We start from the raw sequence: 14228 nt of genomic DNA on the forward strand, positions 1-14228 counted from the left end.
CGCTCCCACAGTTGATTCCTGGTGTTCACAAAATAGTGGATTCACAGCACAACCCATGTGGGAGCGAGCCTGCTCGCGATGAGGCCGTCACATTCAACATCAACGTTGACTGTCACACCGCCATCGCGAGCAGGCTCGCTCCCACAGGTTTTGCACACTGTCCGAGTAAGCGGTGGGTTCAGTAGCCGCGGTTGAAGTCGACTTCCCCGCGCAACGCCTCGCCCGCCTGATACGCCCGCAAGTTTTCGACAAACAGCTTGACCATCATTGATGGCGAGGTCGGTGCCGAGCTGTGGCCGGTCAGCAGCAGGCCCCAGGCGGTCCAGAATGGATGACGCTGCGGCAGCGGCTCCTGACGGCAAACGTCGATGACCGCGCCCGCCAGATGCCCTTCTTTCAAGGCTTCCACCAGATCCGCGTCGACCACGGCCACGCCGCGCCCGACATTGATGAACAACCCGGTCGGCTTGAACTGCTTGAACAGCGCCGCGTCGTACAAGTCGTGGGTATTGGGGGTGTTGGGCAGCAGATTGATGACGAAATCCACTTCACCGACCAGCCGTGGCAAGTCCGCCAGCACGCCGACTTCAACAAACGGCGCCTGCTCGCGGGCTTCGCTGGCGATACCGTACAGCTCAACACCAAATGGCACGAGGAACTTTGCCACGGTCTGACCGATGTCACCGGTGCCGACGATCAACACCTTGCGTCCCGCCAGGCTCTGGCCCTGACGACTGTCCCACTTGCGCTCGACCTGGCTGACCAACCGCGCCAGCACTTCGCGCTCGTGGCCAAGCATGTAGGTCAGGACGTATTCGGCCATGACCTGACCAAAAATCCCCACCGCACGCGTCAGCCGGTAATCGCGGCGCAAACCGTCGGCCAGCAGCGGCGTGATGCCGGCCCAGGTCGATTGCAGCCATTGTGGCTGGTGGCCCTGGCGCAACAGGTTCGCCAACAGGTCAGGCTGACCCAGCCAGATCGGGCAGTCGGCCGCCTGGCTGGCCAGTTCGGCGGAGTCGCCGCTGGTCAGCACTTCCAGATCAGGCGCAGCCTGGCGCAACAGTTGGGCGTACACGGGGTGGTCGTGTTCAGCAATCAGAACGCGCATGGTTCAAACCTTTCGAAAACAGAGCAAACGGCCGCCGACGGAGTTTCGCTCCGTCGCCCTGGCCATCGCCAAAATCATTCCAGTGTTTCACACAGACTCTGAACAGAGCCTGTCTGCCGATCACATCGGGTCGTTGCGTCGCAGCAATTCTTCCGGCAAGTGTTCGATGTATTCGTCTTCGGCCGGTGGCATTTGCAGGTGGTAGCCCTGCTTCTCAAGGTTTTCCAGGACCAAGGTGATGTCCTCGCGCGACAGTTTGCGATCGGGGGTCAGCACCAGATCGAAAGCGTGATGAGGTTTGCCGAAGGCGGCCATCAGACTTTCCGGGACGCGCTCCAGTGCATCGCTTTTGAGCACATAGAGGTACATCTCGTTTTTCTTCAGGCTTCGATAGATGGAGCAAATACGTTTCAAGGCTGTTCTCCGGCGGTGGCCAGGCTGTCGAGCAGCGCCTGGCCCATCAATTCGCGGCGCCAGCCACGCAGCGAATCAGGCAATTGGTAAGGACCGTTGGGGTAGCCACTCTTGAGCAGCGCTTCCAGGGTTTTCTTGCGCAGCATCAGTTCCGGCGCAATGTTCAGGCGCTCGGCTTCGGCCTGGCCGATCGCACGCAGCTGTTTGACCAGATTGGCGGCGTCCACCGGCAATGGCTCCGGCACGGCGGGCGGCCATTGATCTGGCGACACACTGCCAGAGCGCTTGATCAGATCAAGCAGAAATTCGCCGTCCTGACGCACGGTACGCGGGTGCATGTCTTCGATTTTCGCCAACGCGCCGAGGTTGTCCGGTTGCGTGCGTGCCAACGGCCACAGCGAGTGCTCACGGACGATGCGATTGCGCGGCAGGTCGCGGGCGCGGGCTTCACGCTCACGCCAGGCGCAGAGTTCACGCAACACGGCGAGTTGGGCGCGGGAGAGCTTCCAGGCCAGCTTGGCTTCGCGATAGACCTCGTAGGGATCGATCTCGCGGCGCAGGTTGGCCACCAGCTCGGCGCCGTCTTCCAGGACCCAGGCGTACTTGTCGTCGGACAGCTTCGGACGCAGCTGTATGAAAACTTCCGCCAGGTGCAAGGCATCTTCGGCGGCGTAGCTGATCTGGGTGTCGGACAGCGGACGTTGCAGCCAGTCGGAACGGGTTTCGCCCTTGGGCAGGTCAATGCCGAGCACTTCCTGCACCAACCGCGAATAACCCATCGAGAAGCCGAGGTTCAGGTAAGCGGCGGCCAGTTGCGTATCGAACAGCGGCGCCGGCAGGCTGCCGGTCAGACGCAGCAATACTTCGAGGTCTTCGCTGCACGCATGGACGACTTTGACCACGGCCGGGTTTTCCAGCAACGCGGCCAGAGGCTGCCAGTTGTCGATGGTCAGTGGGTCAATCAGGTAAGCGCGTACGCCATCACCGATCTGCAGCAAGCCTGCGATCGGGTAAAAGGTGTCGACCCGCATGAATTCGGTGTCGAGGGCAACGAATGGCAGCTGCTGCCACTCGGCGCAAAACTGACCGAGGCTATCGTTGTCGCGAATCCAGTGAATATCGATGGCCACACGGCTCTCCCTTGAAGAATGGCGCGCAGTATATATCGCCCCCGGCGATTTCCGCGCATCCACTGAACAAGAGCTTTAGCGAAAATGCCTGCCAGACGGCAAGAAATGTCTGACAAGCGGAGGTTAACCGACCTTACGCAGCACATAGACCCGCATCCGAGCACAACCGGGCAAGAAGTCCTGATGACTGAGCAAACTGAAACCCGCCTGCCTGAATTCGGCTTCGACTTCGGCCTTGCCGGCCAGCTGCCGGGGGGGAGCGCCCGTTGTGCCTGGGCGGCGCAGCTTGAAATGTGCATCGACTCGTACCGCCACAATCACCGTATCGCGACTCACACGATGGAACTCCGCCAGCAGGGCCAACCGATGCTCCGGGCTGTCGATATGCTGAAACAGTTGCATGCAAAAAATGCTGTCGACCGCGTTCGCCGACAAGCCGAGGGTGAAGGCTGAACTCTGGAACGTTTTGATTCGCTTGAGCAGACTCTGCGAATGATGTGTCTGGGCGTGGTTGAGCATGTCCTGCGACGGGTCGGACGCGAGGATCACCCGGTTCGCGTGCTCGGCCAACACCGGCCAGTAACGCCCGGCACCGCACGCCACATCCAGCATCAGGCCCGGTTCGCCGGCGACCTTGAGCGCGTTGCGCACCAGTTGCTCGTCGCGCCAGAACGCCATGCGCCCCGCCAGGCCACGCGGTCGCGGCTGAAGGCAGACGCGGGCGTGTTCCTGATCGTAGCGCCGGGCGAACTCAAGCTCGATGGCGGAAGGGGGCTGCGCGGACATGTGCAATGACTCTTGTAAGGAAATAGACCGGCCACAGATTAACGACCGGTCCGTGAAAAAAAGGTCGACACACTTACTCTTTGGCCAACACTCCGTCGATCACGGCGCCACGGCAACCCGCGAACATATCCAGGCCCTGGTCGTAGACTTTGCTGTTGACCTCCAGCAGACCGAGCATCGAATGGAACAAGTTGTCCTGGCTCAGCGGCTTGTCGCGGCTCAGTTGCAGGCAATGGGTGTCCACGGAGAACGACTTTTGGTAACTGTCGGAGAACCACGCCAGCATGGCCACGCGTTTCTGCTGTTCCGGCGCCAGCATGTAAGGCGTGCCATGGAGGAACAAGTTGTACTCGCCCAGCGACTCGCCGTGGTCCGACAGGTAAACCATCGCGGTATCGACTTTGTCCTGGTTGCTGCGCAACGTATCAATCAACGTCGACAGCACGTGGTCGGTGTACACCAGCGTGTTGTCGTAGCCATTGACGATACTTTCGCGGCTGCAATTGTTCAGTGCGTTGCTTTCACAGACGGGAGTGAAGCGTTCGTACTCTTTCGGGTAACGCTTGAAGTATTCCGGGCCATGGCTGCCCATCTGGTGCAGGACCAGCACGGTGTCCTTGTCCAGCGTGTCGATGAAGTGCTGCAGACCTTGCAGGAGAATTTCGTCGCGGCATTCACTGTTGGCGCACAACACCGGGTCCTTGAGGTTGCTGACGTCATCGAGGGTGACCCGATCGCACGTGCCTTTACAGCCCGATTGATTGTCACGCCAGATCACGTCGAGACCGGCGCGCTTGAGCACGTCCAGCAAGCCCTCTTCATTCTTCGCGGTGCTGGCGTTGTAATTCTTGCGGCCCATGTTCGAGAACATGCACGGCACGGACACGGCTGTTTCCGTGCCGCAGGAATGCACGTCGGTGAAAGCGATCAGGCCGGGTTCCTTGTCCAGTTTGGGGGTGGTGTCGCGGTCGTAACCGAGGATGCCGAAGTTCTCGGCCCGGGCACTTTCGCCGACGACCAGCACTGTCAGGGATTTACGGCCGTGGGTTTGCCAGGCGGGATTTCGCTGGGCATCTTCACCGACCTTGACGAAGGGTTGCCGGGCAGAGACTACTTGCTCGCGCAGAAAGCCGAACGAAGCACCGATGTAGTTACTCGGCACCACCATCAGGCGCAATTCATGGTGATTGCGAAACAACGAAGACAACCCTTGATAGTTCACCAGCGCGACACCACCGATCACCGTAACTGAAGCAACACTCACCAGCGCCTTACTTACCAACTCACGGTGCCAGCGGCGGTAATCAACCGGAACTTTCCACAACAACCATGAAGGAAAAACACCGAGCAGAAGAATATAGATCAGCAACTTCAGTGAGAGTAAGTCACGCACTTCCGTCGCGTTGGTTTGCGCGAAGTTGCGCAACATGCCGGTGTCAATCAGCACACCGTATTGACTCATGAAGTACGCCACGCCCGCGCTGACCATAAACATCAGCATCAGGACCGGCTTCATTACGTAGCGGAACGCCAGAAAGGTCAGCACAATATTGAAGGCCGCCAGAATCATCACGCCAAAGGCGACAAGCATGACGATGCCTTTACCGTCCGCGGCGGTGATGTCAAACAAGCGCTGCCAGAGCACTGGATTAAAGCCAATCAGCAGAAAGGCGCTGGCAATCAGTGTCACCCACTCCGGGCGCACGGGTTTGAACTTCAACATAGTGATGGGCTATTCCTGAAAAGAAGTGTTCATGGCAAATGTGAAAATTTCATTTACCGTGACAGCACTAACTTTAGGCAGCCAACCATCAATTTTTTGTGAAAAAGAAGCCAACGATTAGTTGGCTCCTGTTATCCACTCGGTACTTTTACTTATTTGAGAATGGTTCAGCTTTTGTTCAGGCCTGATGCAAATACCAACGCCAGTCCTGCTCGCCAACTTCGCCCATGAATTGCCGATACTCGGCGCGCTTCACCGCCAGGTACACGCCGAGGAATTCCGCGCCGAACGCTTCACGCGCCCAGGTCGAACCTTCCAGCGCCCGCAAGGTGGTCAGCCAATCGGTTGGCAACAACTCCGTGGCCTGGGCGTAACCATTGCCTTCCACGGGCGCGCCTGGGTCGAGCTGCTCACGAATGCCGCGATGGATGCCGGCCAGAATTGCTGCGGCGGCCAGATACGGGTTGGCGTCGGCGCCGCAGATGCGGTGCTCGATGTGCCGCGAGAACGCCGGGCCACCGGGTACGCGCAAACTCACGGTGCGGTTGTCCACTCCCCAAGTCGCTGCCAGCGGCGCATAGCTGTTGGTCTGGAATCGACGGTAGGAGTTGGCGTTCGGGCAGAACAGCAGCAGTGAATCGAGCAAGGTGCTAAGCATGCCGCCGACCGCCTGTTTGAGCAGCGGCGTGCCGTCCGCGGACTCGCTGGCGAACAGGTTGTTGCCGTCCTTGTCCGCCAGGCTGACGTGCATGTGCATGCCGGTGCCCGCCAGGTCATCGAACGGTTTGGCCATAAAGCAGGCGGCCATCCCGTGTTTATGCGCGACACCCTTGACCAGCCGCTTGTAACGCACCGCTTCGTCCATCGCCTGTAGGGCATCGGTGCGGTGTTCGAGGGTGATTTCCACTTGCCCCGGCGCGTATTCGGAAATCGCCGTGCGCGCCGGAATGCCCTGCAGTTTGCAGGCACTGTAGAGATCCGCCAGAAACGGCTCGATCTGCTCCAGCTCACGCAAGCCGTAGACCTGCGTCGAGCGCGGGCGCCCGCCATCGACGTCCCGCGCCGGTTGCGGCCGACCGTTGCTGTCGCGTTGTTGATCGAGCAAATAGAACTCCAGCTCCGCCGCCATCACCGGGTAATAACCGTCGGCCTGCAAGCCTTCGATCACCTTCGCCAGCAGATGCCGCGGATCAGCAATCGTCGCCGGCATCCCCTCCTTAGGGTGCATGCTGACCTGTACCGCCGCCGTCGGAATCAACCGCCACGGCATGCGCGTCAAACTGCCGCTGATCGGGTACGCCCGGCAATCGATGTCGCCGACGTCCCAGACCAGGCCTGAGTTTTCCACGTCATCGCCGTTGATGGTCAGGCCGAGAATGGTACTCGGCAACGGCCGTCCGCTTTCGTACACCGCCAGCAGTTCATCACGATGCAGCAACTTGCCCCGTGGCACGCCGTTGTTGTCGAGGATGAACAGTTCGAACATCTCGATATCCGGGTTCTGTTCGAGAAAGGTCAAAGCTTCTTGCTTCGTGGCGAAGGAGGTCGTGGCACAACTCATGGGGAATTCTCTTGTTTCCGCGTCAGGCAAACGCGCAGGCGCTGCCGGTTTGATCCCGGCGCACAGCGCGGGACCTGTCAGAAGGGTCAACGGGAAAGGCAGGCATCCGGCGGGCGTGCGTGACGGCAGTGCCATAACGCCCAGAAGGCTAATTCAGAGGGAAGTGCGACGGGACAACCGTCCATAGAGATAACCGCAGAAAACAGATGAGCAGCAGCGTCACACGGGCGCTCAGGTCGTTAAATCGGGATTTGAAGAACTTTGGGTGTGGGCTGGCTAAACAATCATTCTCCCAAACACCGCCGATCCCTGTGGGAGCGAGCCTGCTCGCGATAGCGGTGTGTCAGTCAGCACATGCATCGACTGAAACACCGCTATCACGAGCAGGCTCGCTCCAACAGGGGATCCACGGTGTGGCACCGGTATTTAATTTTTAAATACCGCTGCGCACAATCTGATTTGCGGCCTCCCGCCCTCGCGCGCCTAATCGGCTCCTGATTTTTCAAGGCCCGATTGATGGAAAACGTTCGCGCAACTACCCGCCCTGCCCTCTGGCTGATGGTCAGCATCCTCCTCGTCGCCCTGAACCTGCGTCCGTCGATGGCGGCCGTCGGGCCTTTGCTGTCGGCCATTCGCGAGGACATCCCGTTGAGTTTCAGCCTGGCCTCGCTGCTGACCATGCTGCCGGTCATGGCCATGGGGCTGGCGATGTTCTTCGGCTTGAGCGTCAGCCAACGCCTTGGCGAACAACGCACGGTGGTGATTTCACTGTCGATCATTGGTCTGGCCACGGTCTCGCGGCTGTTCGTGGACTCGGCCGCCGAACTGATCCTCAGCGCCATGCTGGCCGGCATCGGTATTGCGCTGATCCAGGCATTGATGCCGGCGCTGATCAAATCCAGGTTCAGCGACAACGTTGCCGTGTGCATGGGGCTCTACGTGACGTCGATCATGGGCGGTGCGGCGATAGCGGCCTCGTTTGCGCCCCTGGTGATGGCCCGTACCGGCAGTTGGCGCGCGGGCCTGGCAATCTGGGCCGCGCTGGCCCTGGTGGCATTGCTGTTCTGGGGCCTGGGGCGTGCGGGGACATCGGCGCCAACGGTACTCGCACCACGCAACACATCGTTCCTCACTCATTCCCGCGCCTGGTTACTCGCCGTCTTCTTCGGTTTGGGCACTGCGTCCTACACCTGTGTGCTGGCCTGGCTGGCGCCGTACTACGTGGAAAAGGGCTGGAACGAACAAAACGCCGGTTTGCTGCTGGGCTTCTTGACGGCCATGGAAGTGCTGTCCGGGCTGGTGACCCCCGCCATCGCCAACCGCAGCCGTGACCGACGCCTGGTGCTGGTGGTGTTGCTGGCGCTGATCATGGCCGGTTTCTGTGGGCTGATCCTCAGCCCGCAACACTTCAGCCTGCTGTGGCCGTGCCTGTTGGGGCTGGGCATCGGCGGTCTGTTCCCGATGAGCCTGATTGTGTCGCTGGATCATCTCGACAACCCGCAACGCGCCGGCGGGCTGACGGCCTTCGTACAAGGCATCGGCTACCTGATCGCCGGTCTTTCGCCGCTGATGGCCGGGATGGTCAGAGATCGGTCGGGCAGCTTCGAATCGGCCTGGTGGTGCCTGACCGGTGTCATGGCGCTGATGATCCTGATCGCCCTGCGTTTCAATCCGCGGCATTACGCCCGGCAATTTCCTGGCGCTACCTGAGCACGTTGTCCAACACCTTGTCGCACGGTGCCTGCCACCGCTCATGGGTAAAGGCCTTCGGCCATGTTTTGTGGGATTAAATTCATAAGTCGTGTTCGTTACATTTTCTGTCCCACAAGTGACTGTGAAACGTCCTACAGGGCATTCTCCTGGCACCATCGTTCCGTTAGGATCGTTCGCACACGTTTGCGCACAGTCAGCGCAAGGAGCACAGCGAGACAGAACGGATGCTGAACAGTAACTTGCTTAGAAAGCTCGATATGCAAGACCTCATGGTGTTTGTCGCCGTGTATGAGCAAAGCAGCGTCACCGGTGTGTCGGAGGCGCTGTGCGTCAGCCAGTCCACCGTGAGTTACTGCCTGAAGAAACTGCGCACCAGTTTTGAAGACGAGTTATTCATTAATACCCGCACGGGTATGCGCCCCACTTACAAAGCCAGCACCATGTACACCCACGTGCTGAAGATCCTCGAAAGCATCAACCTCTGCCATGCCGGCGCCCAGGCGTTCGACCCGACCTTGCAACCGGTCACGTTCAACATCTGCGCACCGGAATACTTCGAGCAGTTGATCCTGCCGCGCCTGTTGAAAAGCTTTGATTTCGCCGACCTGCCGGTGATGGTCAACATGCACAAGTTCGAAACCGACATCCCCGCCGAAGACCTGCGCGATGGCAGCCTCGACCTGGTGATTTGTTTTGGCCCCCATCTTCATCGCAGCCACAGCGACCTCAAATCCCGGTTGTTGCTCGAAGATGATCTGGTCTGCGTCTTCGACAAACGCGCCACGCCACTGGAACCCCGTTTAAGCCTGAAGGCGTTTGTCGAACGCCGGCATGTGTTTCCGACACCGTGGACCTCCACCACCAACATGGTCGATGGCTGGCTGGCGCGACAGGCGCACAAACGGCAGATTATCGCGCGCTCCAACAGCTACAGCGCGGCGCTGAAAATGATCACCGGCACTGACTTCATTCTGACGTTGCCCCGCCGTATCCAGCAATTGCTGGCCAACGAGGCGATCTTCAATCACTGCGAAGCGCCCAATGGCTTGCCGGGTTTCACCCTGGACATGCAGTGGAGTCAAAGTGTCGATCAGGACAGCGCCAACACGTGGCTGCGCGAGCAGGTGATCAAAGCCTGCGCCGAGCAGGAAATGGCCTGAAACTCAGTGGCCGATGGCCGTTTTGGTGTAGGACTCCCGGTCGATGTCGAGGATCTCCACGCACAACTGGACTTCAACCCCCGACGGCCATTCACACAGCTCCTGCACCACGGTCAGCAGGCTCTCGGATAACTGTTTTTTGATCTGCGGCGAGCGACCGCTCAGCAGCGCCAGCTTCACATGCACAAACGCCCGTTCCCCCATCGCCGTGCCGATCTTGAACGTCTCGACCTTCACCGCACGGCTCTTGATATCGAACTCCGCAGCAAACTGACCGGAAGCCACCAAGGCATTATTGAGCCGAATCAACGCCATGTCGGCGTTAAGCTCAGGCAGGTTGGCGGTGTATTCCATGTGCAGGTGGGGCATGGTCTGGCTCCTGGTAGTGTGCAGAAAGGACCTACATATAACACAGCGTCGTCCGACTCATTTGGACAGCGGCGATTCAAGGCGCTCACTCATGAACGCCTCCAGCCGCGCGCGCAACCAGCGTTCGGCCGGATCGGTATCGACATGGCTGAGCCAGACCATGGACAAGTCCAGTGTCGGGGTCTTGAACGGAAAGGCTTCCTTGAATAACTGACCCGAGGCGGCCATCGCCTCGGCGGCGTAATCCGGCAGGCTGGCGATCAGGTCGGTCCCGGCGAGCAAGGCCGGCAACGAACTGTACTGCGGCACCGACAGCACGACTTGGCGCGTGCGGCCGATCTCCGCCAGCCATTCATCAGCGTAGCCACTGACATTGGCGGTGTGCGACACCAGCACGTGCGGTCGTGCGCAATATTCATCGAGGGTCAGCGGGGTGTCCGAGGCATCGGCGCGCAAAATGCTCGGCTGGATGTGCCGCAACAACTTGCGTTTGGCATTGGCTGGCAGGCCGCGGGTCTGGCTGATGCCGACCGTGATATCACCGGAGGCCAGCAAGTCGGGAATGCGCCAGTAATCGACATGCTGAACCACGAACACCACCTTCGGCGCTTCCTGGCGCAAGGTGCGCAGCAGCGGCGGCAACAGGCCGAACTCGACGTCATCCGACAGCCCGATGCGAAAGGTCATGGTGCTGCTGGCCGGATCAAAATCGTGGGTCAGGCTAAGGGCCACTGACAATGAGTCCAGCGCTGGCGACAGGTGAAGGATGATTTCCTCGGCCCGCGCGGTCGGCTCCATGCGATGGCCGACGCGAATGAACAGTGGATCGTTGAACATCGTCCGCAAGCGGTTAAGCGCGGCACTGATGGTCGGCTGGCCGAGAAACAGCTTCTCCGCCACACGCGTGACGTTGCGCTCAAGCATCAACGTTTCGAACACCACCATCAGGTTGATGTCAGCCTTGCGCAGTTCGTTGCGATTCATTCCTTGCCCCCGTTCCCCAACACTGCGGGCAGTTTAGAAAGGCGCGACGGGGGCGTCTACGTGCGTTGGCTTTCAATTGACCGTCAAGGTCTTCAATCCGAGCGCGAGTTTTCGCTCGTCCTGTCCTATCCCGAATTGTTTCGGGCTGACGGCGTCGGCAAACTGCAATTGCAGACTCAACACGCCCTGACTCGATACCCGTTGTTGCATCTCGGCGGTGAGGCGCACATCGATAATGTTGCCATCGGCCTGCTCAAGTTGGGCATTCAATGCCGGCAGGCCGTTGATATTGATGACAACCCCCTGTCTCGCATGACCTGGAGGTAAAAACGCCGTGGTCTCCAGATGCAAGGAATGCACGGGCGCCGGAGCCCGGAACATGACTTCAGCGCTGGCACCTTCGGACCAGGTACCCCAAAGTTCGGAATCGGACCACCCCTTGGCCAGCAGCGCCCTGCCCTTGCTGCCGTAGCTGAATGGCGTTTTTTGTCCGGGTTCAACGGACGGAACCAGCTCCACCGGGTTAATTTGCGGGGCCGCCTGCAGGCACTCACTGCACTGTTTCCAGCCCGGAGCCAACACAGTGAAGCCATCAATCCGGGTGAACAGATCCTTTGAGGTATCGACGTTCATTACGGCCTGGAGCAGCGCACGCTCATCCAGCAAATACAAAGTGTCGGCATCATACTTCCCGGAGGCCATTACATCAGCCGTCTCCCGGTCGGCGCGTTTCCAATTGGCAGTGTCCATTCGCCCAAGGTAAACCGCATTCGTTGCCATGCCATGGGCGCCGGCAAAATCAGCCACCGCCATCCAGTGCGGGGAGAGATTCTGCGGAACAATCCAGCGAATGTTCCGGTAATGGGCCGCGGCACTTTCCCAGAATGGATCGACCATGGGCGATGCCCACTTCGTAGCGGGTTCAATCATCAATTGCTTGCGAACCACCATCCAGCCGGCGTGAGTGTCCAGCACCTGAATCAGTAGCGCCAGTGACAGCAAGCTCACAGCGGTGCGGGGTGTATTGGCGCGAATCACGAGGAAAAGGATGGCGAAGATAATCGCGTAGTACACCGGCCAAAACATCCGGCCCGAGGCGCGGAAGATGTTGACGATGGAAATCACCACCGGCGGCAGCGGATAGGTGAACTCCAGCAAGCCCATGGCCACATGGTTTGATATCGCGAAAACAGTCAGCCCCACCAGCGCCAACAGTATAAAGGGGCGCCGCCCCAGTTGTTGCCTGAAGCCGGTATGACCTTGAAGTAAACCGACCACGGCACAGATGCCCAGCGTGATCAGCCCAAGTCCGAGAAAGACAAACCCTTCGCCGTCACCGAACCCTTGAACACCGGGCAGATCCTTCAGTAAATAGGACCAGTTCCCTGAGTCGAACAGTGACAGCAGGTTCATGGCGTACATGCCAAAACCATCGGATATCGCGCTGTCGCCGCCCACCGAAAAATACCCCGCCTGCCAACAGCAAAAACTGACCAACGAAAACAGCGTAATGAATTCGATTAACGCCGACCGTAGCGTCAGTTCTTTCCTGGACCAACCGGTAGCGAGATTGGCCATCCAGATCACTGCAACCATCGCCAAAAAGTAAGCATGAACCAACGCGGCCGCCGCCAGCAACGCCCCCCAGCACAGACGTCGACGCTGCAGTTGCGGATGCAGCCCCAGGTACAACGAGGCCAAAACAAGAAAATGACCACCCAGGGACAAATGAAAGGGCATGCGCATGAGCATCGGCGGAACGAAAAGGAATAACGCCGTACTCACGGCCCGTACACCGACGTGCGAAGAAATTAGCCCGACCAGTTTCCAGGCGAACCACGCCTGCAGGACGAAGCAGGTCAGGAGCCAGAGACCAAAATACTGAAAAGGCATCGGCAACAGCGAGGCGAACGGTTTGAACAGGAAGGCCAGCAGCGGATTGGAATCAGAGAAAATGATGCCATTGCTCAACTCCAGCCCATAGGACGGATTGAGCCCGAGGGGAAACGTCCACGGCGACTGCCGAAAAAACACCGATCCCAGATAGTGCGTTGCCGGGTCCCCGTTGCCCAGCCACGCGATGTTCTGCGGGTTTAGCGCTCTTGGCCCAACGACGATGAAAAAGGCCAGAACACCGATCAACAGGGGCACCAGGTCGAGCGGCAGGCGTTTAGCGAAATCCTTCATCGATACGTCCAGAAGTTATGCAATACAAAGGTGAAGGCCGGAAGAGTCAGCGCCACTGCGCCAATCCCCAGCAAATAATGCAGCCCGGCCATTTGCGCAGCCCAGGCCACCAGCATCGCCAGCAGGAATCCGGCAGCGGAAACCATCATGAAGCGCAGCAGCGTTTTGCCGTGCAAACGGGCGGAAAAGCTCCACGTGGTATTGATCAGGTAAGACACCACGGTCGCCACGGCAAACGCCGCGCCGTTGGCCAAGGGCGGCAACGGCAGCACGTAATGGATGAACAACACGGCCACCAGCGCATGCAGGGCCGTGACGAACAGCCCGGTCACGGCAAAACGCAGGCCTCGCTGGATCAGGGCGGATTTTTCGGCTGACGTCACGGCTTCTGCGCCAGGACAAACACGGTCAATCCGGCCAGACGATTCGCGCCCATGAAGGGCAGTTCGACGCGGCACAGCGTCTTCAAAACCGTATTCACCAGTGGATGGTGCTGCTTGAGTTGCGAGCGTGGTGGCGACGGTTGTGCGCCCTTGGGCAACAAGCGCAGGGTCGCAGCAATCGGGAACACCAGGCCGAAGTAGTAAGCCCCCTGTTTCACGTTCAAACCGGCGTCCCGGGCCACCGTTTCCAGCTGCGCCAAGGTGTAGCGGCGCTTGTGCTCCAGGAAGTCATCGTGCCCGCTCCAGAGAAACTGGAACGCTGGCACCGTCATCAGGAAACGGCTGCCGGAGGGGACTTTATCGACGTAAGCCTTGAGCAACCCGACGTCGTCATCGACATGTTCCAGCACATCCATCAGCAGCACCAGATCGGCATCCACCGAGTCGATGCCGCGACGGTAATGCACCGGTTTACCGGCGGTGGTGGCGTCCGAATCCTGGTCGTAACTGATGTCGACGCACCAGGCTTCACGGGCCGCCGAATGCCTCAGCAAATGGTGGGAAAAGAATCCGGAGCCCGCGCCTACGTCGAGAATCCTTGTGACCGGCGTGTTACCCAGCATTCGCGTGGTGGCCGCCGCTTTGGAGGCGTAATACCAGTGCTGGTCGATGCTCGAACCGAGGATGTCGGTTTCCTTGAGATCCAT

At 59.5% G+C, this 14228-nt stretch carries 13 protein-coding genes; 2 read left to right on the plus strand and 11 right to left on the minus strand.

What is annotated here, in order from left to right; translation table 11 throughout:
- Positions 1-178 precede the first annotated feature (178 nt).
- The 6 genes from FHL16_RS29005 to FHL16_RS29030 all read right to left on the minus strand — a co-directional run bounded on the left by FHL16_RS29005 (position 179) and on the right by FHL16_RS29030 (position 6725).
- The gene (locus FHL16_RS29005; RefSeq protein WP_077750022.1) at positions 179-1111 is read right to left on the minus strand and encodes a D-2-hydroxyacid dehydrogenase; all 933 of its coding nucleotides are present in this window, start codon (positions 1109-1111) and stop codon (positions 179-181) included.
- Positions 1112-1231: 120 nt separating this feature from the next.
- Entirely contained in the window at positions 1232-1525 is a 294-nt protein-coding gene (locus FHL16_RS29010; RefSeq protein ID WP_077750023.1) for a YcgL domain-containing protein, read from the minus strand.
- Positions 1522-2655 (minus strand): ribonuclease D, encoded by a 1134-nt coding sequence (gene rnd, locus FHL16_RS29015; RefSeq protein ID WP_010462151.1) that lies wholly within the window; start codon positions 2653-2655, stop codon positions 1522-1524. Before rnd ends, FHL16_RS29010 begins: the two co-directional genes overlap by 4 nt.
- A 123-nt stretch (positions 2656-2778) precedes the next feature.
- A complete protein-coding gene (locus tag FHL16_RS29020; protein WP_077750024.1) occupies positions 2779-3441 on the minus strand; it encodes a class I SAM-dependent methyltransferase in 663 nt (220 codons plus the stop codon).
- Positions 3442-3514: 73 nt separating this feature from the next.
- Complete coding sequence (locus FHL16_RS29025) at positions 3515-5164, minus strand: phosphoethanolamine transferase (RefSeq protein ID WP_077750026.1); 1650 nt, start codon at positions 5162-5164, stop codon at positions 3515-3517.
- 178 nt (positions 5165-5342) lie between these two features.
- Positions 5343-6725, minus strand: coding sequence for a glutamine synthetase family protein (locus FHL16_RS29030; protein WP_077750027.1), 1383 nt, complete (start codon positions 6723-6725; stop codon positions 5343-5345).
- A gap of 516 nt (positions 6726-7241) precedes the next feature.
- Here FHL16_RS29030 and FHL16_RS29040 point away from each other — a divergent pair.
- Positions 7242-8435 carry a cyanate transporter gene (locus FHL16_RS29040; protein WP_077750028.1) on the plus strand — a complete coding sequence of 398 codons (1194 nt, stop codon included), beginning with the start codon at positions 7242-7244 and terminating at the stop codon, positions 8433-8435.
- Positions 8436-8662: 227 nt separating this feature from the next.
- Positions 8663-9598, plus strand: coding sequence for a LysR family transcriptional regulator (locus tag FHL16_RS29045; protein ID WP_077750029.1), 936 nt, complete (start codon positions 8663-8665; stop codon positions 9596-9598).
- A 3-nt stretch (positions 9599-9601) separates the two neighbouring features.
- Here FHL16_RS29045 and FHL16_RS29050 read toward each other — a convergent pair whose 3' ends face one another.
- The 5 genes from FHL16_RS29050 to FHL16_RS29070 form a co-directional block, all read right to left on the minus strand.
- The gene (locus FHL16_RS29050) at positions 9602-9967 is read right to left on the minus strand and encodes a 5-carboxymethyl-2-hydroxymuconate Delta-isomerase (RefSeq protein WP_077750031.1); all 366 of its coding nucleotides are present in this window, start codon (positions 9965-9967) and stop codon (positions 9602-9604) included.
- Positions 9968-10024: 57 nt separating this feature from the next.
- Positions 10025-10951: a LysR substrate-binding domain-containing protein gene (locus tag FHL16_RS29055; RefSeq protein ID WP_077750032.1), complete on the minus strand. Its 927-nt coding sequence runs from the start codon at positions 10949-10951 to the stop codon at positions 10025-10027.
- Positions 10952-11023: 72 nt separating this feature from the next.
- Positions 11024-13138 carry a DUF6311 domain-containing protein gene (locus tag FHL16_RS29060; protein WP_077750034.1) on the minus strand — a complete coding sequence of 705 codons (2115 nt, stop codon included), beginning with the start codon at positions 13136-13138 and terminating at the stop codon, positions 11024-11026.
- Positions 13135-13521 carry a GtrA family protein gene (locus FHL16_RS29065; RefSeq protein WP_010462169.1) on the minus strand — a complete coding sequence of 129 codons (387 nt, stop codon included), beginning with the start codon at positions 13519-13521 and terminating at the stop codon, positions 13135-13137. The genes FHL16_RS29060 and FHL16_RS29065 overlap by 4 nt, the downstream gene beginning before the upstream one ends.
- Positions 13518-14228 (minus strand): class I SAM-dependent methyltransferase, encoded by a 711-nt coding sequence (locus FHL16_RS29070; protein ID WP_077750035.1) that lies wholly within the window; start codon positions 14226-14228, stop codon positions 13518-13520. Before FHL16_RS29070 ends, FHL16_RS29065 begins: the two co-directional genes overlap by 4 nt.

This window comes from Pseudomonas sp. FSL W5-0299 (assembly GCF_005930655.1).
GTDB lineage: Bacteria > Pseudomonadota > Gammaproteobacteria > Pseudomonadales > Pseudomonadaceae > Aquipseudomonas > Aquipseudomonas mandelii.